The organism is Streptomyces sp. CC0208 (genome assembly GCF_003443735.1).
In the GTDB taxonomy this organism is placed as follows: domain Bacteria; phylum Actinomycetota; class Actinomycetes; order Streptomycetales; family Streptomycetaceae; genus Streptomyces; species Streptomyces sviceus.
Window position 1 is genome coordinate 5,031,713 of record NZ_CP031969.1, and the last position, 20,738, is coordinate 5,052,450.

The 20,738-nt window shown below is 71.9% G+C and carries 18 protein-coding genes and 1 pseudogene; 11 read left to right on the forward strand and 8 right to left on the reverse strand.

Annotation, left to right across the window (positions count from 1 at the left end; all coding sequences use genetic code 11):
- The first annotated feature begins 70 nt into the window (after nucleotides 1–70).
- The gene (locus tag D1369_RS23170; RefSeq protein WP_007382767.1) at nucleotides 71–1,309 is read left to right on the forward strand and encodes an acyl-CoA dehydrogenase family protein; all 1,239 of its coding nucleotides are present in this window, start codon (nucleotides 71–73) and stop codon (nucleotides 1,307–1,309) included.
- A complete protein-coding gene (locus D1369_RS23175; RefSeq protein ID WP_007382766.1) occupies nucleotides 1,306–1,776 on the forward strand; it encodes a nitroreductase/quinone reductase family protein in 471 nt (156 codons plus the stop codon). The genes D1369_RS23170 and D1369_RS23175 overlap by 4 nt, the downstream gene beginning before the upstream one ends.
- A gap of 73 nt (nucleotides 1,777–1,849) precedes the next feature.
- Here D1369_RS23175 and D1369_RS23180 read toward each other — a convergent pair whose 3' ends face one another.
- Nucleotides 1,850–2,497, reverse strand: coding sequence for a TetR family transcriptional regulator (locus D1369_RS23180; protein WP_162951032.1), 648 nt, complete (start codon nucleotides 2,495–2,497; stop codon nucleotides 1,850–1,852).
- Nucleotides 2,498–2,620: 123 nt separating this feature from the next.
- Between D1369_RS23180 and D1369_RS23185 the strand changes: the two genes are divergently transcribed.
- The 3 genes from D1369_RS23185 to D1369_RS23200 all read left to right on the forward strand — a co-directional run bounded on the left by D1369_RS23185 (nucleotide 2,621) and on the right by D1369_RS23200 (nucleotide 6,393).
- Nucleotides 2,621–3,373, forward strand: a complete 753-nt coding sequence (locus tag D1369_RS23185; RefSeq protein WP_063649618.1) for a VOC family protein — start codon at nucleotides 2,621–2,623, stop codon at nucleotides 3,371–3,373.
- Nucleotides 3,374–3,541: 168 nt separating this feature from the next.
- Nucleotides 3,542–5,893 carry a serine/threonine-protein kinase gene (locus tag D1369_RS23195; protein ID WP_118082591.1) on the forward strand — a complete coding sequence of 784 codons (2,352 nt, stop codon included), beginning with the start codon at nucleotides 3,542–3,544 and terminating at the stop codon, nucleotides 5,891–5,893.
- Between the two features lie 23 nt (nucleotides 5,894–5,916).
- Nucleotides 5,917–6,393, forward strand: coding sequence for a hypothetical protein (locus D1369_RS23200; RefSeq protein WP_007382761.1), 477 nt, complete (start codon nucleotides 5,917–5,919; stop codon nucleotides 6,391–6,393).
- Nucleotides 6,394–6,396: 3 nt separating this feature from the next.
- On the opposite strand, the gene D1369_RS23205 is transcribed toward D1369_RS23200, so the two are convergent.
- From D1369_RS23205 to D1369_RS23220, 4 genes are read right to left on the reverse strand one after another with little or no spacing between them, the layout of a single operon-like run.
- On the reverse strand, nucleotides 6,397–7,365 hold the full coding sequence (locus D1369_RS23205) for an alpha/beta hydrolase (protein WP_007382760.1): 969 nt from the start codon (nucleotides 7,363–7,365) through the stop codon (nucleotides 6,397–6,399).
- 36 nt (nucleotides 7,366–7,401) lie between these two features.
- On the reverse strand, nucleotides 7,402–8,187 hold the full coding sequence (locus D1369_RS23210) for an enoyl-CoA hydratase/isomerase family protein (protein ID WP_007382759.1): 786 nt from the start codon (nucleotides 8,185–8,187) through the stop codon (nucleotides 7,402–7,404).
- A complete protein-coding gene (locus tag D1369_RS23215; RefSeq protein ID WP_007382758.1) occupies nucleotides 8,172–8,579 on the reverse strand; it encodes a Zn-ribbon domain-containing OB-fold protein in 408 nt (135 codons plus the stop codon). Before D1369_RS23215 ends, D1369_RS23210 begins: the two co-directional genes overlap by 16 nt.
- Before the next feature lies 1 nt (nucleotide 8,580).
- Complete coding sequence (locus D1369_RS23220) at nucleotides 8,581–9,732, reverse strand: lipid-transfer protein (protein ID WP_007382757.1); 1,152 nt, start codon at nucleotides 9,730–9,732, stop codon at nucleotides 8,581–8,583.
- Between the two features lie 105 nt (nucleotides 9,733–9,837).
- Here D1369_RS23220 and D1369_RS23225 point away from each other — a divergent pair, with 105 nt between their 5' ends.
- Nucleotides 9,838–11,388 (forward strand): FadD3 family acyl-CoA ligase, encoded by a 1,551-nt coding sequence (locus D1369_RS23225; protein ID WP_007382756.1) that lies wholly within the window; start codon nucleotides 9,838–9,840, stop codon nucleotides 11,386–11,388.
- Between the two features lie 72 nt (nucleotides 11,389–11,460).
- On the opposite strand, the gene D1369_RS23230 is transcribed toward D1369_RS23225, so the two are convergent.
- Nucleotides 11,461–12,042: a Uma2 family endonuclease gene (locus D1369_RS23230; protein WP_007382755.1), complete on the reverse strand. Its 582-nt coding sequence runs from the start codon at nucleotides 12,040–12,042 to the stop codon at nucleotides 11,461–11,463.
- A 175-nt stretch (nucleotides 12,043–12,217) separates the two neighbouring features.
- On the opposite strand from D1369_RS23230, the pseudogene D1369_RS43965 reads away from it, so the two are divergent.
- A pseudogene (locus D1369_RS43965) lies at nucleotides 12,218–12,322 on the forward strand (ATP-binding protein); the annotation flags it as partial.
- A gap of 89 nt (nucleotides 12,323–12,411) precedes the next feature.
- Here the strand turns inward: D1369_RS43965 and D1369_RS23240 are convergent.
- Entirely contained in the window at nucleotides 12,412–12,600 is a 189-nt protein-coding gene (locus D1369_RS23240) for a hypothetical protein (protein WP_007382754.1), read from the reverse strand.
- A 200-nt stretch (nucleotides 12,601–12,800) separates the two neighbouring features.
- Nucleotides 12,801–15,701, reverse strand: a complete 2,901-nt coding sequence (locus D1369_RS23245) for a BTAD domain-containing putative transcriptional regulator (protein ID WP_342364919.1) — start codon at nucleotides 15,699–15,701, stop codon at nucleotides 12,801–12,803.
- 850 nt (nucleotides 15,702–16,551) lie between these two features.
- Between D1369_RS23245 and D1369_RS23250 the strand changes: the two genes are divergently transcribed.
- The 4 genes from D1369_RS23250 to D1369_RS23265 all read left to right on the forward strand — a co-directional run bounded on the left by D1369_RS23250 (nucleotide 16,552) and on the right by D1369_RS23265 (nucleotide 20,725).
- Entirely contained in the window at nucleotides 16,552–17,793 is a 1,242-nt protein-coding gene (locus D1369_RS23250; protein WP_007382752.1) for an amidohydrolase family protein, read from the forward strand.
- Nucleotides 17,790–18,707, forward strand: a complete 918-nt coding sequence (locus D1369_RS23255; protein ID WP_007382751.1) for an LLM class F420-dependent oxidoreductase — start codon at nucleotides 17,790–17,792, stop codon at nucleotides 18,705–18,707. The genes D1369_RS23250 and D1369_RS23255 overlap by 4 nt, the downstream gene beginning before the upstream one ends.
- Before the next feature lie 11 nt (nucleotides 18,708–18,718).
- Entirely contained in the window at nucleotides 18,719–19,489 is a 771-nt protein-coding gene (locus D1369_RS23260) for a glucose 1-dehydrogenase (RefSeq protein ID WP_007382750.1), read from the forward strand.
- A 117-nt stretch (nucleotides 19,490–19,606) separates the two neighbouring features.
- Complete coding sequence (locus tag D1369_RS23265; protein ID WP_082319413.1) at nucleotides 19,607–20,725, forward strand: LLM class flavin-dependent oxidoreductase; 1,119 nt, start codon at nucleotides 19,607–19,609, stop codon at nucleotides 20,723–20,725.
- The last annotated feature ends 13 nt before the right edge of the window (nucleotides 20,726–20,738 follow it).

The following is a 20,738-nucleotide window of genomic DNA, read 5'->3' on the forward strand; positions in this document are numbered from 1 at the left end:
GCCTCTGGGCATCTGGTGCGGGCGCTCCTAATATGACGGACCGTCAGATCGGGAGGGAAGAGGAAGAGCCATGGACGCTCGCTTCACCGCCGAACAGGACGGGATCCGGCTCGCGTTGCGGGAACTGCTGCGGAGGCGGTGCGGGCCCGGGGAGTCGAGAAGCGCGGCCGACACACCGGCCGGCTACGACCCTGAGCTGTGGACGGCCCTCGCGCGGCAGCTGGGACTGCCCGGGCTGGCGCTTCCCGAGCGGTACGGCGGGGTGGGATGCTCGGCCACCGAGCTGGCGCTGGCCTGCGAGGAGACGGGCCGGGTACTGGCGGCCACCCCCCTGCTGGGCACGTCGGTCCTCGTGGCCCCCCTGGTACTGGCCCTGGGCACGGACGCCCAACGCGCGGACCTGCTGCCCCGCATCGCGTCAGGCTCCCTGACGGCAACCCTGGCCGTGCCACCCGGCACAGCCCTCGCCCTGACCGACGACAACCGGGGCGACTGGGCCGGCGGCGGACGAGCGGGCGGGGTCCAGGCCCGGCCGGTCAGCGGTCCGCCCAGGGAGGACACCACCTCCGGTGGGACGGGAGCCGCCCCGGCCCCCCGCGGTGGCTGGCGGCTCTATGGGCAGGTCGATCAGGTTCTCGACGGGCACAGTGCCGATCTTCTTCTGGTGGCCGCCCATGCCGGGGGGTTCGCCCGGTCCCGGATCCTTCTCTTCCTCGTGGCCGGGGACGCTCCGGGGCTCGTCCGCACCCGGCTGACCGCTCTCGACGCCACCCGACCCCAGGGCCGTGTCCAACTCCGTGACGTCGAGGCCGAACTGCTCGGTGCCGAGGACGGGGCCGATGTGCTCGGGGCGCTGGCCCGCACCGGGGACACCGCGGCCGCCGTCCTCGCCTGCGAGGCCGTCGGGGCGGCCGACCGGGCGCTGGAGACGACCGTCGAGTACGTCGGGCAGCGGGAGCAGTTCGGACGGGCGATCGGGTCGTTCCAGGCGGTCAAGCACCGGCTCGCCGATGTGTACGTCCAGCTCCAAGCGGCCCGTTCCGCGGCCTACTTCGCCGCCTGGGCCGCCGTGCACGAGGAGCAGCGGGTCGGAGGGCTGGCTCTCGCCCAGGCCCTCGAAGCCCTGCGGACCGCCGCCGCCGAGGGGATTCAGCTGCACGGGGGCATCGGGTTCACCTGGGAGCACGAGGCACAGCGGTACTTCAAGCGCGCCGCCGCCGACGAACTGCTCTTCGGGCCGGCGCACCGGCTGCGGGCGCACGCCGCCGACGCGGCACAACTCTTCGAGCGGGCGGAGGTGACGGTGTGATCGGGGAACGGATCGTCCAGAGGGTGTCGTCCACACGCGGTTTCGCCAAGGTCGCGCCCCATGTCATCCCGGCCCTGGACCGGGCCGTGCACCGGATCACCCGGGGGAGGGTCCTGCTCAGCGCGCAGATGCTGCCCGGGGTCGTCCTCACCTCGACGGGGGCGCGCAGCGGGCTGCCCCGGCGGACCCCGCTCGCCTGCATGCCCGAGGAGCCCGGCCGTACCTGGATCCTCATCGGCTCCAACTTCGGCCGCGAGGGCCACCCCGCCTGGACCGCCAACCTCCTCGCCCACCCCGACGCCGAGGTCAGCTGGAAGGGCGCGGACATCCCGGTCACGGCGACTTTGCTGACGGGGGAGGAGCGGGCGGCCGTATGGAAGACCGCGCTGGCGTTCTGGCCGCCGTACGCCACCTACCAGGCGCGCGTCGAGCGGGAGATACGGCTCTTCAGGATCGTCCGCAGGTGATCCCGGACGCACGACGGGCGGCCGTCCACCCTTGTGAACGGCCGCCCGCCAGACAGGACTCGAAACAGGGACGCTACTTCGTCGGCTTCTTGCCCGTCACGCCCAGGTGCACCAACAGCGCCAGATTCGGCTTGAGTTCGGCCTGCTTGACGCCCCAGGACTGAAAGCCCTTCTGGTGCGAGGCCACCGCCGCGAGCATCGCGACGAGCGAACCGGCGACCGCCGCCGGGTTGACGTCCTTGTCGACCCTGCCCTTGGACTGGAGCTCGGCGACCGCGTCCGCGAGGGAGTTGTTCACCGAATTGAGGATCTTCATGCGGATCTTGTAGAAGCGCTTGTCGCCCTCGGCGGCCCCGAGGTCGACCACGCGCAGAATCGCGTCGTTCTTGCGCCAGAACTCCAGGAAACCGTCCACGAGTTCCTGCGCGGTCTGCCAGCCCGCCTTGCCGACCCACGACCGGCCGTCGAGCAACTTCGTCAACTGGCCGCCTTCCGTGGCCATTTGCTCGGCGACCTCCAGGACGGCGCCTTCGACGTCCGGGAAGTACTGGTAGAAGGTCGCGGGTGAAGTGCCCGCCTTCCGGGCGACATCGATGACTTTGACGTCCCGGTAAGGGGAGGAGCTGAGCATCTCGCTGAGGCAGTCGAGCAGCTTCTGCCGGGTCGCCTGCCCACGCCGGCCGGCCACGCGGCCGTCGACGGTACGCACTTGTCCTGTCATGCCGTCAGCTTACCGAGGGGTGATCGGAGCGCGATTCGGCCGACTGCAAATGGGGTGCGCGAGGCTCGGGAGACGGGTGTGCCTGGTCCTGCGGGGTGCGTGCGTCGCCGTTACTTTGACGGTATGGCCGAAAACAGGGCATCCGCAGACGGAACGGGATATGGCGAGGGCGTCCCCTGCTGGGTGGACGCGCAGCTGCCCGACGTGGCCGCCGGGAAGCGGTTCTACGGTGAGCTCTTCGGGTGGACCTTCCAGGACCGGCCGGACGCGAACGGGGGTGTGGTGTGGGCCCACCACAAGGGCCGCCCCGTCGCCGCCCTCGCCCACAAGACGGACGGCCGCATGCCCACCGTGTGGACGGTCCACTTCGCCACCCCGGACATCGAGAACCTCGCCGACCGGATCTGGGCGGCCGGCGGACAGGTCGTCACCGCGCCCGTGCCGGTCGGAGAGCTGGGCACGTCCGCGCTGGTCACCGACCCGGAGGGGGCCGTCTTCGGGCTCTGGGAGCCGGGCAGCCACCCCGGCTTCGGCGCCCGGCACGAGCCCGGCACCTTCGCCTGGGCCGAGCTGTACGCGCGCGACACCGAGGCCGCCAACACCTTCTACGGCGGGCTCTTCCACGACGCCCTCTTCGGAGCCGGGGCCCACCCCGACTTCGGCCGCGCCGCCGTCTTCGACGTCTTCCCCGCCGAGATGCCGCCCCACTTCCTCGTGCACTTCGCTGTCGAGGACTGCGAGAGCGTGCTCGGGACGGTCGCCCGGCTCGGCGGACGGGTCCAGGCGCCGCCATTCGAGACGTCGTACGGAAAAGTGGCCGTCGTCACCGACAATCAGGGGGCGTCGTTCGCCATCCTGGAACCATTGGAGCGGTAGAAGTTCCGCTTTCATATGAGACACCCCATTTGACCCCGGGTTCGCCACCAGGCCTCCGGCCAGGAAGAATCAGGGTCGCGTGCCGCCATGGCGGTGCGGTGGTGAGACGCTGCACGGGGTCGCGTACATATGTGGTGGCGCGGCTTGTACGGGGAGGTGGCAGGCAGAGTGGTGGATCAGCTGACGCAGCACGATCCGCGCAGGATCGGGCCGTTCGAGGTGCTGGGACGGCTCGGTGCCGGCGGCATGGGGCTGGTCTATCTCGCGCGCTCGGCGTCGGGCCGGCGCGTGGCGATCAAGACGGTCCGGACGGAGCTCGCCGAGGACCAGCTCTTCCGCGTCCGCTTCACCCGCGAGGTGGAGGCGGCCCGGGCGGTCTCCGGGTTCTACACGGCGGCCGTGGTCGACGCCGACCCGCGCGCCGCCGTTCCGTGGCTGGCCACCGCGTACGTCCCCGCGCCCTCCCTCGAGGAGATAGTGAACGAGTGCGGGCCGCTCCCGGCCCAGGCGGTGCGCTGGCTCGCGGCGGGCGTCGCCGAGGCCCTCCAGTCCATCCACGGCGCCGGGCTGGTCCACCGTGACCTCAAGCCCTCCAACGTCCTCGTGGTCGAGGACGGCCCCCGGGTGATCGACTTCGGTATCGCGTCCGGCGTCTCGAACACCCGTTTGACGATGACGAACGTCGCCGTCGGCACCCCCGCCTACATGTCCCCCGAGCAGGCGAAGGACTCCCGCAGTGTCACCGGCGCGAGCGACGTCTTCTCGCTCGGTTCCATGCTGGTCTTCGCCGCCACCGGCCACCCGCCCTTCCACGGCGCCAACCCGGTCGAGACGGTCTTCATGCTGCTGCGCGAGGGCCCCGACCTCGAAGGCCTCCCGGACGAGCTGCGTCCGCTGATCGAGTCCTGTATGCAGATGGAGGCCACCGGGCGTCCCAACCCGGCCGACCTCCAGGCCCAGCTGGCCCCGCATCTCTTCGGCTCCGGCTCCGACGACAGCGGTACGGCGTCGGCGTGGCTGCCCGAGAAGGCCGTCACCATGATCGAGACGCGGCGCGGCGGGCGCCCCGCGCCCACGCAGCCCGGCGGTGCCCGCAGCGCAGGCGGCCGCCCCGCCGCCGTACCGCCGCCGCCCTCCTACGACCCGGCGCCGCCCGCCCCCGTCCCGGTGGGCGCCCCCGACACCGGCCCCGTCCGCCTCGCCGGCGCCCAGGTGCCCATCGGGCCAGGACCGCGCGTCGCCGACGCCCGGGCCGCCGCTGTGAAGGCGCCCCCGCCGGAGGCCGGCCTGGTCGCCTCCTGGTCCCGGCCGCGCCCCGGCGTCAACGGCACCGACGCCGCCGTGGGCCCGGCCGTACCGGCACCCCCGCCCGTGCCGCCGGAGAACGCGGCCGGCTGGCGGCCCTGGCGGTTCCGCATGTCCAACGACGTGTGGGGCACCCCGGCCGTCGCCGGGGACCTCGTCTACGTCACCTCCTTCGAGGTGCACGCCCTGGACGTCGGCACCGGCCGCCGCCGCTTCAAGACGCGGGACGTGGCCTGGTCGATGGCGGTCGCGGACGGCCGTATCCACGCCTCCGACGGCCCCACCCTCTTCGCCCTCGACGCCCGCGAGGGCGCCGACCAGTGGCGGATCAGCACGGACGCCTGGGTGTACTCCCTCAAGGCCGAGCGCGGCACGGTCATCACCGGCACGCGCGGCGGTGGCGTCCAGGCGTGGGACGCCTCGGGCGGGCAGAAGCTGTGGGAGGTCGCCGGCTGCCAGACGGACTTCGAGTCCCCCGAGGCCGGACCCGCGCTCCACGAGGGCACGGTCTACGTCTGGCAGGAGGGCCGCCTGCGGGCCCTGGACGCCCGCACCGGCAAGGAGCGCTGGGCGTTCCCCATCGGTGACGCGGCCTCCTGCGGCGGTGTGCCGGTCCGGGTGGCCCAGGCCCACGACGGGTTCGTGTACATCTCGGCCGGGACGCGGGTCATGGCCCTCGACGTGGCGAGCGGACGGGTGCGCTGGCACTTCGAGGCCCCAGCGGTCTTCCTGTGCCCGCCGACCTTCGTGCCGGGGGCCGCGGTGACGGGCGGCGGGGTGTACCTCGCCGACTACCTCGGCACGGTGTACGCCCTCGACGCGACCGACGGCCGCGACCGCTGGCGCATCGCCACGGAGGCCCGGTCCTCGATCGAGCCGGTGCTGGTGGCCGGCGGACATGTCCATGTGGGCAGCGGCAAGGGCCTGTACACGCTGGACGCCGTCACGGGCACGCCGAAGTGGCGGTTCCAGGCGGGCGGGGACATCGTGGGGGCGCCCGCGGTCGCCGAGGGCCGTATCCACTTCGGGTCCACGGACCATCTGCTCTACACCCTGAAGGCCGACGACGGACGCCTGCGCTGGAAGCTCGCGACCGGCGGGGAGATCACCGGCTCGCCGGTGGTCAAGGACGGAGTCGTGTACGCGTGCAGCAAGGACCGGTGCGTGTACGCGCTGGACGCGGAGAAGGGGACGGGGACGGCCCGGACCACCTAGCGTTCCGCCGTTAGAGTGGTCCCATGCATACACGGGGGCGCGTTCTCAAGTTCACGGCTGTGTCGGTGCTGGTGGTCCTGTCGCTGACGGGGTTCTCCACCGGGCACAAGAGCGGCGGGCGGCACAAGAGCAAGAGCCACAGCAGCGACAGCGGCGGAGGGTGCAGCAGCTCCCGCCAGAACCACGACAGTTACACGCCCCGCACCACCAGCACCCGCCGCAGCTCCGCGCTCCAGGACGGCACCGCGCTGGTGGTGAGCTGCGCGACCGAGGCGACTCCCTACGCGACGGTCGAGGTGACCAACCCGAACAGCCGCCGGGCCACCTTCGAGGTCGAGTTCGCCTTCCAGGACGCGACCGGCCGGACGCTGGACTCCGAGGTCAAGCAGATCTCGGTGCCCGCGAGGGGCACCTCGAACGTCCAGGTGAAGGCGGGTGGGGCCGTCATCGCGAAGCTCGACCACTGCCGGGTCGAGCCGGAAGCCGACCTGGTGCGCTGACCGTCAGTCCCGCAGCCCGGTCAGGAAGTCGACGAGGGCCGCGTTCACCTCGTCCGGCCGCTCCTGCTGGGTCCAGTGGCCGCAGCCCGGCAGCAGGACCGGGTCCCGGACGAGGTTGGGCATCAACTCGGGCAGGCGCTCGATCAGTTCCGGGGTGCCAGGGAACGCCGGGACCAGGTCCCGGTCGCCGTACATGTACAGGGCGGGCGGGGTGACCCTCGCGCCGTGCCAGGGCGCGGTCAGCTCCCAGTTGCGGTCCAGGTTGCGGTACCAGTTGAGGGCGCCGGTGAAGCCCTTGGCGTAGCTCTCGGTGAGTTCGTCGAGGTCCTGTTCGGTGAGCCAGCCGGGGAGCACCTCCGGCTCGGGCATGTCCGCGAGCCAGCCGCGCTCCAGGTCGGTCACCAGCGCCTGCTCGTAGCGTCCGCCGCCCTCGCCGTCGCCCGAAGCGCCGACCAGCAGCCTGCGCAGCGCGGAACGGGGGTCGGCGCCGAACTCGGCGTCGGCGGCCCCGGGCAGGTTGAAGTAGTTCCAGTAGAAGTGGCCGCCGAACCGCTCCTGCATGGTCTGGAGAGGCGGCCGCTCACCCCGGAACGGCGGCGGCACGCTCAGCCCCGCCACCCCGCGCACCACGTCGGGCCGCAGCAGCGCGGTGTGCCACGCGACCGGCGCTCCCCAGTCGTGCCCGACGACGAACGCCCGCTCCTCGCCCAGCGCGTGGACGAGCCCGACGACATCGCCGACCAGGTGGAGGATGCTGTACGCCGACACGTCCTCGGGATGGTCACTGGCGCCGTATCCGCGCTGGTCGGGCGCGACCACCCGGAACCCGGCGGCGGCCAGCGGGCCGAACTGGTGGCGCCAGGAGTGCCAGGACTCCGGGAAGCCGTGCAGCAGCACGACGAGCGGCCCCTCGCCCTCCTCCGCGATGTGCAGCCGTATGCCGTTCACGTCGACCATGCGGTGTTCAACCATGGGGTGAGCATACGCCTGTACAGGACATCGAAATTGCTAACGCAACCTGAATCCGGTCTGCCGGGAACGGAACAGTTCGGCCTGCCGGTCCGGCGGCAGGTTCCCGAGCGCGATGAGATGCGGCGCCTGTGCGAAGCCCCGCTGCACGGCGGCCTCCTTGGCGGCCCAGAGTGCCCGGACCGTGCCCTGCACCCCTTCCGGCGGATACCCGGCGATGATCCCGGCGGCGGCGGTCGCGGCCGCCAACGCCCCGCCGGGACCGGTGAGTTCGGTGACGAGCCCGATGGCGTGGGCGCGCTCGGCGGAGAGCCGTTCCGCCGTCCCCATCAGCGCCGTGCGAGCGGCTTCCCCGTGCGGCATGAGCTGCGCCATGAGCACCGACTCGTAGGCGCTGACCATGCCGTAGGTGGTGTGCGGGTCGAAGAAGGTGGCGGCGGGGTCGGCGACGAGGAAGTCGCACTCGCCGAGGAGGTAGAAGGCGCCCCCGCAGGCCATCCCGTTCACCGCCGCGACGACCGGCTTCCAGAGATCGTTGGACTTGGGTCCGACCTGGAGCAGCGGGTCGTCCGCCATGTAGGGGGAGCCGGGCTGCACGACCTCGGCGTCCCGGTCGAGGCCGGTGCAGAAGGCCCGTTCTCCGGCACCGGTCAGGACCACGGCCCGGACGGAGTCGTCGAAGCGCAACTCCCGCCAGGCGGCGACGAGTTCGTCCCGCATCTCCAGATCGACGGCGTTCAGCCGGTGCGGCCGGTCGAGGGTGACGACGGCGACGCCGGTGTCCTTGTCGGCGGTGACGCGCAGGCCGCTCACGCCGGCACCCACTGCGGAAGCCCGTCGGAGAACACCACGTGCACCCGGGCGCCGATGCGGATCCGTCCCGGATCAAGGGAGTTGAGGGCGGCCCCGGCCGCGGCGACCAGATTGCCGACCAGGCGGATCCGGGGAGCCTCCTCCAGTTCGACCACGATCACGTTGTACGGCGCCTGGGCCGCGTAGTCGGGCAGCAGGGGCGGGTGGGGGACGACGTAGGACCAGATGCGGCCGCGCCCGGAGACCGGTCGCCACTCGTCCTCGAAGGACTGGCAGTGCGGGCAGCAGGGGCGGGGCGGGAAGCGGAGTTCGCCGCAGTCGGCGCAGGCCTGGACGCGCAGTTCGCCCCGGGCGGCGTACTGCCAGAAGGGGGTGCCCGTGGCGTCCTTCACCGGTTCGAGCATGTCAGCTCCTGTTGGTCAGCAGCAGGGCGGAGGTGGGAACGCCCTCGCCGGCGGTCACGAGGCAGGTCGCGGCGTCCGGCACCTGAGCGGTGCTGGTCCCGCGCAGCTGCCGTACGCCCTCGTCGATGAGGTTGAAGCCGTGCACGTAGGCCTCCGACAGCCCCCCGCCGCCGGTGTTGATCGGAAGCCGTCCGCCGATCTCCAGGGCGCCGCCCTCCGTGAAGGCGCCGCCCTCTCCGCGGCCGCAGAAGCCGTAGCCCTCCAGGGAGAGCGGGACGAGGGAGGTGAACGCGTCGTAGATCTGGGCCACGTCGACGTCCTGCGGGGTGAAGTCGGCGTGCTTCCACAGATGCCGGGCGGCGGTCCAGGCGGGTCCGGTGAGCGGGTCGTCGTTCCAGTAGTTGACCATGCCGTGGTGCTGGGCGGGCAGGCCCTGGGCGGCGGAGTGGACGTAGACGGGGGTGCTCGGGCAGTCCCGGGCGCGTTCCCGGCTGACCAGCACACAGGCCAACGCCCCGTCGGTCTCCAGGCAGTTGTCGAAGAGGCACAGGGGCTCGCTGATCCAGCGGGAGGTCATGTACATCTCGCGGGTCAGGGGGCGGTCGTACATGATCGCGGCGGGATTCTGGTTGGCGCGGTTGCGGCAGGCGAGGGCGACGTTGAAGAGGTGGTCGCGGGTGGCGCCGTACTCGTGCATGTAGCGGCGGGTGAGCATGGCTATCTCGTCGGCGGGGCGGAGCAGGCCGAAGGGTCTCGTCCACTGGGCGGGGGTGGGCAGTTGGACGGTGGTGTTCGTCCAGGGGCGGGGGCCCGAGCCGCGTTTGCGGGAGCGCCAGGCGACGCCGACCGTGGCCTGGCCGCTCGCGATCGCCGCCGCGAGATGGGCGACCGTCGCACACGAACCGCCGCCGCCGTAGCCGACCTTGCTGAAGAAGGTGAGGTCGCCGAGGCCGACGGCCTTCGCCAGCTCGACCTCGTCCGTCTCCTCCATGGTGTACGAGGCCAGGGCGTCGACCTCGCCCGGGGCGATCCCTGCGTCGTCGAGGGCGGCGAGCACGGCCCGGCAGGCCAGGGTCCGCTCGTCCTCGGCGAGGTGTTTGGCGAAGGGGGTCCGTCCGATGCCGACGATCGCCGTGGCGTCCTTGAGAGTCACGTTGCACGCACCTCCGCACACTGTGAGGCCTGCTGACAGCCCGTCAGGCTACAGCTAATCTGACGGGCAGTCAGCTAATGTGTTTCCGCTTTCGGGGAGGCCGATGTGGAGTGGCGCAGCATCCCGGAGCTGGTCGGCTGGGCGGCGGAGCGGTACGCCGGCACGGAGGCGGTCGTGGAGGGCCGGAACCGGGTCACGTACGCCGAGTTGGGCGCCCGTGTGGAGCGGGCGGCCGCGGCCTGCCTCGCGAACGGCGTGCAGGCGGGCGACCGGGTGGCCGTCTGGGCCCCCAACTCCCTGGACTGGATGGTCTCGGCGCTGGGCGCGGTGTCGGTGGGCGCGGTCCTGGTGCCCCTCAACACCCGCTTCAAGGGCACCGAGGCCGCCGACGTGCTGCGCAGGAGCGGGACCCGGCTGCTGTTCGTCACCGGGACCTTCCTCGGCACCTCGTACGTGGCGTCCCTGCGCAGGGCGGTCGCGCAGGGGCCCGGGCTGCCGGACCTGGAGCAGGTGGTGGTGCTGTCGGACGACGCCCCCGCCGACTACCGCACCTGGAAGGACTTCCTGGCGAGCGGGGACGGGGTCGGGGCGGCCGAGGTGCGGGCACGCGCGGACTCCGTGACCCCGGACCGGCCCTCGGACATCGTCTTCACCTCGGGGACGACCGGGCGCCCCAAGGGTGCGGTGATCACCCACGAGCAGACGCTGCGGGCGTACGAGGTCTGGTGCGACCTGGCCGGGTTGCGGCACGGCGACCGCTATCTGATCGTCAACCCCTTCTTCCACACCTTCGGTTACAAGGCCGGGGTGATCGCCTGTCTGATGCGGGGCGCGACGATGATCCCGCAGCCGGTGTTCGACGTGGACACCGTGCTGGCGAACATCGCGGCGGAACGGGTCTCTGTGCTGCCCGGCCCGCCGACCCTCCACCAGTCGCTCCTCGACCATCCGGCACGCGATGCCCACGACCTGTCCGCGCTGCGCCTGGTGGTGACGGGCGCAGCGGTGGTGCCGTTGCGTCTGGTCGAGCAACTCCACGGCGAGCTGGGCGTGGAGACCGTCCTGACCGCGTACGGCCTCTCGGAGGCGAGCGGCATCGTGACGATGTGCAGGCAGGGCGACCCGCTGCCGGTGATCGCGTCGACCTCCGGCCGGGCCATCCCCGGGACGGAGGTGCGGGTGCAGGCGCCGCCCGGGGAGCCCGGCGAGGTCCTGGTCCGCGGCTTCAACGTGATGCGCGGCTACTACGAGGACGCGGCGGCCACCGCGGAGGCGGTGACCGAGGACGGCTGGCTGCGCACGGGGGACGTGGGAGTCCTGGATGCCTCCGGAAACCTGCGCATCACCGACCGGCTGAAGGACATGTTCATCGTCGGCGGCTTCAACGCGTACCCGGCGGAGATCGAGCAACTGATCGGCCTGCACCCGGCGGTGGCCGACGTGGCGGTCGTCGGCGTGCCCGACGCACGGCTCGGCGAGGTCGGCAGGGCCTATGTGGTCCGCCGCCCGAACACGGTCCTGACCGCCGACGACCTGATCGCCTGGGCCCGCCGGGAGATGGCGAACTACAAGGTGCCGAGGACGGTGGAGTTCGTGGCGACGCTGCCGCGGAACGCGAGCGGGAAGGTGGTGAAGGGGGAGTTGCGCCGGCCCTGAGCTCGATCCAGTACGACCGCTCCGGCTCGACCCCGCGGGCCCCGCCCCACCTCTGGCAGCCGGTGCCGGCTTTCAGCTGCTGCGGGGCGGTGTGAGCTTGTCGAGGTCCAGGTTGATCCCGAAAGGCACCGGGCGCTGGAGAGTGCCCCGGAAGATTCCGGCCGGCGCGTATGCCCCCGTGGGCCCGTCGAGCTCGTAGACGTGGACCACGGGAGCGCCGCCCTCGTCCTCGATGCACCAGTAATGCGGGATGCCGGCCTCCGCGTACTTGCGGAGCTTTACCGTTCGATCGCGATGCGCCGACTCGGGGGAGACGACCTCGACGACGAGTCGGACTTCATCCGGTGCGAACCAGGTGCGGTCGTCGTCGTAGTCGGCCGTGGTCACCAGGAGGTCGGGCTCGGGGCGGTTGCGCGGGTCGAGCTTGATGGTCATCTCGCGGCCGACCCTGGCATCAGCCGGCACCTGCTCCATGAGGGCGACGGTCAGCATGGTGACGAGGTGGCCGTGCCACCACCTCTGGGGCGACATCATGAAGACGAGGGCTCCGTCGATGAGCTCGGTGTGGCGGGGTGCCTCGGGGAGGCGGTCCAGGTCCTCCGCGAACCAGCCTTCCGCGCGTGGCGGGCGCATCCAGTCGGGTAGTGCGGTCATGAGCCAACCCTAGCGATTGTGACCGTAAAGAGGGGCCATGTGCTGGTGCTCCATATCGGCGAGCCGATGCTGGGCGACCTGCGCCAAGGGTGACGCGGAGCGCGGCGGTGCCGCTCGGGCCGGGGGCAAAGGACTCACCTGACTCAATGTCCCCCGCGTGGTGCGGACGGCCGGTGACAACGAGACCGGTCGAGGGCTCGCCCTCCTGGACGCGGTGGCGCTGCGGTGGGGTGCCGAGCAGCGGGCGGAGGCCAAGACAGTCTGGTGCGAGGTGCGCTGATCGAGGCGCGCGGCCCCGGACACGCCTCGGCCGCGACGGCTCCCCCTCCGCGCCGCCGCGGCCGATCCCCGTGCGAGGAAAAGTCCTGGTCAGGCCTTCTCGTCCGTGGCGTGGTTGTCGAGCGGCTTGACCGTGCCGTCCGTCGTACCGGCGGCCAGGGTGACGACCTTCTCGGCGCCGGTGGCGTGGTTGTCGAGCGGCTTGACCGTGTCCTCGGTCCCCGTGGCGTGGTTGTCGAGCGGCTTGACGGTGCCGTCCTGCTTCTCGGTTTCACTCATGGGTGGTGACTCTCCCGTTTCGATGATGGGCCAGGCCGCCCGGCGACTCCCCCGTGGGTCGCCGGGCGGGCGTGTCAGGGTCGGTAACCCTAGCGATGGAGACCACCGCTGACCCGTCTGCCCCCCGACGCGACGGATCGACAGGGACGAGTCTGCCGGGCGGCGATAAACGAACGATGAACGTCGGTCCGCCGGACGTTCTACACGGTCGCCGACGGCGTGAGCAGGAGCCGTACGTCGGCGGCTTCCGGCGAGCCCAGCTGCTCGAAGATGCCGAGTGCCTCCTGCCAGCAGGCCTGGGCCCGGCCGGGCTGCCCGAGGCCGCTGAGGGCGCGGCCGAGGACGGTAAGGACGTTGCCGCGCCGCCACTCGCCGCCGATGCCCCGCAGCACGGCGAGGGCCTGCTCGGTGAGGGCCGCGGTCTGCGCGGGCCGGTGGCCGGCGAGGTGTGCCTCGGCGAGCCGGAAGAGCGTCATGCCCTCCCACAGCCGCTGCCTGCTGTCCCGGAAGACCTCCAGCGCCTCCGTCAGCCGCTCCACGGCGGCGTCGAGCCGCCCCTGTCCGGTGAGCGCCAGGCCCAGCGCATAGCGGCCGTTCGCGCCGCGCAGCGAGTGCCCCAGCCGGTCGTAGATGACGATGCCCTGATGGGCGAGTTCCACCGCGCTGGTGCTCCGCCCCATGGCCAGGTGGATGCGGGAGAGGTTGCACAGCGCGCTGGCCTCGCCCGCGAGGTTCCGGTCGCGCCGGAAGCTCTCGATGGCCTCCTTCAGGTACGCCTCGCCCTCGGGGTGGCGCCCCTGGTAGAGGGCGATGATGCCGCGGTCGTTGGCGGCCCAGCAGCTGGGCGCCAGGTCGTCCGCCGCGCGGGCGAGCTCCATGGCCAGCCGGGCCTCCGCGTCCGCCTGCTCGAAGCGGCCGGCGACGAGATGGACGTTGGTCAGAGTGGTGAGCGCACGCGCGCGGCTGCGCGGGTCGTCCGCCGCGTCGGCGGCGTCCCGCAGCGCGACGGCGGCGACCTCGTACTGCTTGGCGTTGGCCCCCGACTCGGCCAGGTCCTTCGCCACCCACAGCAGGTCCACCGCGCGCCGCAGCAGGGCCCCCTTGGCGCACTGCTGGACGAAGGCGAGCAGGGCGTTGGCCTCCGCGTACAGCCAGTCCTGGGCGGTGTGGCGGTCCTCGAAGGCCAGCCCGGGGTAGCGGACCTCCTCCAGGTGCTCCACCAGCCGGTCACCGGGCCGCTCGATGGCGTACACGGCCGTCGCGGTCGCGAGATAGAAGTCCAGCAGCCGCGACAGCGCGGCCTCCCGCTCGCTGGGCGGCCACTCGTCCCGCTCGGCGCACGCACGCGCGTAGAGCCGTACGAGATCGTGGAACCGGTAGCGGCCGGGCGCCGCCGATTCCAGCAGGGAGGTGTCGACCAGGGCCTCCAGAAGGTCCTCGGTGTCCTCGACGGGCAGGTCCAGTACGGCGGCGGCCGCGGCCAGCGAGATGTCCGGGCCGTCGGCGAGGCCCAGCAGGCGGAAGGCGCGGGCCTGGGCGGGCTCCAGCTGGCCGTAGCCGAGTTCGAAGGTGGCCTTGACCGCGAGGTCGCCGGCCTGGAGTTCGTCGAGGCGGCGGCGTTCGTCGGCGAGCTTCGCTGCGAGGACGGACACCGTCCAGGTGCGGCGGGCCGCGAGGCGGGAGGCGGCGATGCGGATGGCGAGCGGGAGGAAGCCGCAGGCGGCGACCACGTCGAGGGCGGCCTTGCGCTCGGAGGCGACCCGCTCCTCGCCGACGATCTTCGTGAACAACTGAAGAGCCTCGTCGGGGGACATGACGTCCAGGTCGACCAGGTGGGCTCCGGCGAGGTCGACCATCCGCACCCGGGAGGTCACGAGCGCCGCACAGCCCTCCGTGCCCGGCAGCAGGGGCCGTATCTGGGCCGCGTCGCGCGCGTTGTCGAGCAGGACGAGGATCCGGCGGCCGTCGAGGACCGAGCGGTACAGGGCCGCCCGTTCCTCCAGGGAGTCGGGGATGGCCGAGTCGGCGGTGCCGAGGGCTCTGAGGAAGGCGCCCAGGACCGTCTCGGGGTCGGCGGCCCGGGCGCCGGCGCCCTGGAGGTCGACGTAGAGCTGACCGTCGGGGAAGGCGGGGCGGGCCTGGTGGGCCACGTGCACGGCCAGCGTGGTCTTGCCGACGCCGCCGATGCCGGCGAGTGCGGAGACCGCCATCACCCGGCCCTCGGAGCCGGAGGCGAGCACCTCGCCCAGTTCGGTGACGAAGGCCGCGCGGCCGGTGAAGTCCGGGACCGTGGCCGGGAGCTGGGCGGGACGGACGGGGGCGGCGACCGGTTCGGGCTGGGAGGAGGGTTCCGCGAGGCCGGGGTCGGCCTGGAGGATGCGCTGCTGGAGCTCGCGCAGGCCGGGGCGGGGGTCGACGCCGAGTTCGTCGGCGAGCAGGCGGCGGGTGTCGGCGTAGACCGCGAGGGCCTCCGCCTGCCGGCCGCTGCGGTACAGGGCGAGCATGAGGAGTTCCCTGAGCCGCTCGCGCAGAGGGTGCTCGGCGGTGAGGGCGGTGAGCTCGGAGACCGCCTCCGCGTGGCAGCCCTGCTCCAGGTCCATGTCGAGGCGGGATTCCAGGAGTTGCAGCCGCCACTCCTCCAGCCGCACGCGCTGTGCCTCGGCGTACGGCCCCGGCACGCCCGCCAGCACCTCCCCGTCCCACAGGCCCAGCGCCCGGGTCAGGGCGTCCCGCGCGTGGCACAGGTCCCCGGCGCTTTTGGCCTTCTCCGCCTCGGTGGCGAGCTCCTGGGCCGCGGCGAGGTCCAGCGCGTCCTCGCCGAGCCCGCGGATCGCGTAGCCGCCGGACTCGCTGACCAGGACGCCGGGGTCGAGAACCTTGCGGAGCCGTGAGGCGTACGTGCGCACCGCGGCCAGGGCCTGCTCCGGGGACTCCTCGCCCCACAGCGCGGAGATCAACTCGGCGGCGGTCGCGGTACGGCCCTCGCGCAGCAACAGGGCGGCGAGCAGGGCGCGTTGCTGAGGGGAACCGGTGTTCAGCACATCCTCCCCCCGCCAGGCACGCACCGGCCCGAGCACACAGAAGCGCAGGGGCGGGGTCACGGGCGCGGGGCTCGCGTTCTGGCCGGCTTTGGCTGTGGGGTCCGGGTGTTGCCCGGCTCCGGCGGCGGGGTTGGTGTGCTGCGTGGATCCTGTCGTCGGGTTCGTGTCTTGCCCGGCACCGGGCGCGGGGTTCGTGCGCTGCCTGGTCCCGGTCGTGGGGTTGGTGTGCTGCGCGGCTCCCGTCGTGGGGCTCGCGTCCTGCCCTGCTCCGGCCGCAGCGCCCACGTCTTGCCCGGCACCTGTCGTGGGGTTGGTGTGCTGCGTGGATCCTGCCGCCGGGTTCGTGTCTTGCCCGGCACCGGGCGCGGGGTTCGTGCGCTGCCTGGCCCCGGTCGTGGGGTTGGTGTGCTGCGCGGCTCCGGCCGTCGGGCTCGTGTGCTGCCCTGTCCCGGCCGTGGAGTTCATGTGCCGTCCCGCTCCGGCCGCAGCGCCCACGTCCTGCCCCGCTCCCGTCGTGGGGTTGGTGTGCTGTCCCGTTCCCGCCGCGGGGCTCGCGTGCTGCCCGGTTCCGGTCGCGGGGCTCGCATCCTGCCGCGCTCCCGCCGCAGAGCCCAAGTCCTGCCCCGCCCCCGCCGCAGAGCCCACGTCCTGCCCGGCCCCCGCCGAGGAGCCGGGACGCCTCTGCTCCGGCACCCGCGGTGCACCGTCCATCGCCGTCCCCCTAGGGCCTGTCTACAACCCCGTCAGTTTGCCTTGTCCATGGCGGATGCGTCAGCTGTGGAGAGTCTGATCACAGGTGGACGCGCGGGATATCACAAGGCCCTCACCTGTTCTTCGCACACGTCCGCACACGAACCGTCGCCATCGGTCACCGTTCACGGAGCTGACGGACCGTCAGATCGGCGCTACCGTGAGCGCCATGGAGACCACGACGGCACTTCCGAAGATCATCTCCGTCGACGACCACACGGTGGAGCCTCCCGACGTCTGGCAGAGCCGGCTCCCGAAGAAGTACCTCGACACCGGCCCCCGCACGGTCCGCGCCCCGCTCAAGGAGATCAGCTTCCTGGGCGGACGTTTCAAGCCCGTGATGGGCGCCCCCGGGGACGACGGACCCCTGGGCGACTGGTGGCTGTACGAGGGACTCCAGCGTCCCCTCACCCGCCTGGACACCGCGGTCGGTTACAGCAGGGACGAGATCAAGCTGGAGGTCATCACCTACGAGCAGATGCGCCCGGGGTCGTACGACGTCCCCGCCCGTCTCGCCGACATGGACGTCAACCACGTCCAGTCCGCCGTCTGCTTCCCGACCTTCCCGCGCTTCTGCGGCCAGACCTTCACCGAGGCCAAGGACCACGAACTGGGCCTGCTGTGCGTCCAGGCCTACAACGACTGGATGGTGGAGGAGTGGTGCGGCCCCCAGGCGCAGGGCCGCCTCATACCGCTCACCCTCATCCCGCTCTGGGACGCCGAGTTGGCGGCCGCCGAGGTCCGGCGCAACGCCGCCCGCGGCGTCCGGGCCGTCGCCTTCTCCGAGATACCCCCGCACCTGGGCCTGCCCTCCGTCCACTCCGACGACTGGGACCCCTTCCTCGCCGCCTGCGACGAGACCGGCACGGTCGTCGCCATGCACATCGGCTCCAGCAGCCGTATGCCCTCCACCTCCGCCGACGCCCCGCCCGCGGTCGGCTCCACCATCACCTTCGCCAACTGCTGCTTCTCGATGGTCGACTGGCTGATGAGCGGCAAGTTCGAGCGCTTCCCGAACCTCAAGGTCATGTACGCCGAGGGCCAGATCGGCTGGATCCCCTACATCCTGGAACGCGCCGACGTGGTCTGGGAGGAGAACCGCGGCTGGGGCGGCGTCGCCGACAAGGTCCACCGCCCGCCGTCCGAACTCTTCACCGAGCACGTCTACGGCTGCTTCTTCGACGACGCCTTCGGCCTGAAGAACCTCGACGCGATCGGCGTGGGGAACGTGCTGTACGAGACCGACTACCCCCACTCCGACTCCACCTGGCCCAAGTCGAAGGAGGTCGGCGAGGCCCAGATGGGACACCTGGACGCCGACGTGGTGGAGCGGATCGTCCGGGGCAACGCCATCGACCTGCTCGGACTCACCCCGGACGGTCTCTGGGGCGGACCGCGGTGACGGACTACGGCATCCAGCTCCCCGTCCAGTCCCAGAGCACGATCTACGCCGAGCCCTGGGAGGCCGGCGCCGGTCCCGAGGACCTCGTCGAGGTGGCCCGGGCCGCCGACCGCGCCGGGTTCGCGTACATCGCCGCCTGCGACCACGTGGCGATCCCGCGCCGCCTCGCCCCCGCGATGAGCACGGTCTGGTACGACCCGGTCGCCACCCTCGCCCATCTGGCGGCCGTGACCGAACGGGTGCGGCTGCTCAGCCACGTGGCGGTGGTCGGGCTGCGGCACCCCCTGCTCACCGCCAAGCAGTACGCCACCCTCGACCATCTCAGCGGCGGGCGGCTGATCCTCGGGGTCGGCGCGGGGCACGTCCAGGAGGAGTTCGAGGCGCTCGGGGTCGACTTCGCCGGGCGCGGGGCCGTCCTCGACGAGTCGATCGACGCCCTGCGCAAGGCCCTCGGCCCCGACGAGTTCCCCGAACACCACGGCAAGCACTACGACTTCGCGGACCTCGGCCAGCGTCCACGGCCCGCCCAGTCCCACGTCCCGGTGTGGGTCGGGGGCTCCTCCCCGGCCGCCGTACGCCGGGCCGCCCTCAAGGGCGACGGCTGGCTGCCCCAGGGCGATCCCCGGGACCGGCTGCCCGCGCAGATCGAGCGGATACGGCGGCTGCGGGCGGAGGCGGGCCTCGAAGGGCCGTTCACCGTCGGGGCGATCGCCGAGCCGCTCCACCTCGGCACGCCCACGTGGGACGTCGGCCGCCGCACGCTGAGCGGCACGCCCGACGAACTCGCCGAGTCCCTGCGCGCCTACCGCGCGATGGGCGTGGACCAGATCCAGGTGCGCTTCCGCAGCCGCGACCGCGCCGAACTCGTCGACCAGATCTCGGCGTTCGGCGCCGACGTCGCCCCCCACCTCTGAGGAGTCACCGCATGGGCAAGCTGGACGGACGTGTCGTCCTCGTCACCGGCGCGGCGCGCGGGCAGGGCGAGCAGGAGGCCCGGCTGTTCCGGGCGGAGGGCGCCGAGGTCGTCGTAGGGGATGTGCTCGACGAGCAGGGCAAGGCGCTCGCCGAGGAGATCGGGGCGCTGTACGTGCGTCTGGACGTGAGCCAGGAGGCGGACTGGCAGCGGGCGGTGGAGGCCGTCGTCGAGGAGTACGGGCGGGTCGACGGGCTCGTCAACAATGCCGGCATCCTGCGCTTCAACAGCCTCCTGGACACGCCTCTCACGGAGTTCATGCAGGTGTTGCAGGTCAACCAGGTCGGCTGCTTCCTCGGCATCAGGACCGTGGGGCCGGTGATGACCGACGGGGGCACGATCGTGAACACCGCCTCCTACACCGGGGTGACCGGGATGGCGGGCGTCGGTGCCTACGCGGCCTCCAAGCACGCGATCCTCGGGCTCACCCGGGTCGCCGCGCTGGAGCTCGCGCCGCGCGGAATCCGGGTCAACGCCATGTGTCCAGGGGCCGTCGACACCGCGATGTCCAACCCGGCGGTCCTGGACCCCTCGGCGGACGCGTCGGAGGCCTCCCAGGGGCTCGACCGGTTCTACCGCAAGCTCGTACCGCTCGGCCGGATCGGGCGTCCGGAGGAGGTGGCGGCGCTCGCGCTGTTCCTGACCTCCGCCGACTCCTCGTACATCACCGGCCAGCCGTTCGTGATCGACGGCGGCTGGCTGGCCGGCGTCTCCGTCATCTGACTGGCCATCAGGTATTGACCCTGTCTGCGCCCGGTGCCACAGTCGGCGGCAGATCAGGAATCTGACGGAGTGTCAGAAACAGGAGTGTCAGAGACAGACTGGGGACGGTGAACCTCCTTGGAATTCGGGCTCTTTGTACAGGGATACGTGGGCAAGCGCGCCGAGACCGACCCGCTGGCCGAGCACAAGGCGCTGATGGAGGAGACCGAGTACGTCATCCAGGCGGACCGGTCCGGCTTCAAGTACGCCTGGGCGTCCGAGCACCACTTCCTGGAGGAGTACTCGCACCTCTCCGCCAACGACGTCTTCCTCGGCTACCTGGCGCACGCCACCGACCGCATCCACCTCGGCTCCGGGATCTTCAACCCGCTCGCCCAGGTCAACCACCCCGTGAAGGTCGCCGAGAAGGTCGCCATGCTCGACCATCTCACCGAGAACCGCTTCGAGTTCGGCAGCGGTCGCGGGGCCGGGTCGCACGAGATCCTCGGGTTCATACCCGGGGTGACCGACATGAACTACACCAAGGAGATCTGGGAAGAGACCATCGCCGAGTTCCCCAAGATGTGGCTCCAGGACGAGTACGTGGGCTTCCAGGGCAAGCACTGGCAGCTGCCGCCCCGCAAGATCCTGCCGAAGCCGTACGGCAAGTCGCACCCCGCGATGTGGTACGCCGCCGGGTCGCCGCCGTCGTACGCCATGGCGGCGAAGAAGGGGCTCGGGGTGCTCGGCTTCAGCGTGCAGAAGGTCTCCGACATGGAGTGGGTGCTGGAGCAGTACAAGACGGCCGTCGTGAACGCCGAGCCGATCGGCGACTTCGTCAACGACAACGTGATGGTGACGACCACGGCGATCTGCGCGCCGACGCACGCCGAGGCGATCGAGATCGCCGTGAACGGGGACCTGCACTACCTGCCGTCCCTGGTGTTCCGCTACCACGACACCTTCCCGCGGCCCGAGGGATTCCCCGTGTGGCCGGAGACGCTGCCCGAGTACACCGCGGAGTTCGTCGAACTCCTCATCGAGGAGGAGCTGTTGATCTGCGGAGACCCGGACGAGGTGGTCCGGCAGTGCAAGCGCTGGGAGCAGGCCGGGGCGGACCAGCTGAGCTTCGGACTGCCGGTGGGGGTGCCGAAGGAGGAGACCCTCCAGACGATCCGGCTCATCGGGGAGCACGTGATTCCGAAGATCGACACGGATCCGGTGCATCGGACGACCCGGTTCCGCGAATCCGTATGAGGGGGTTCGGCGC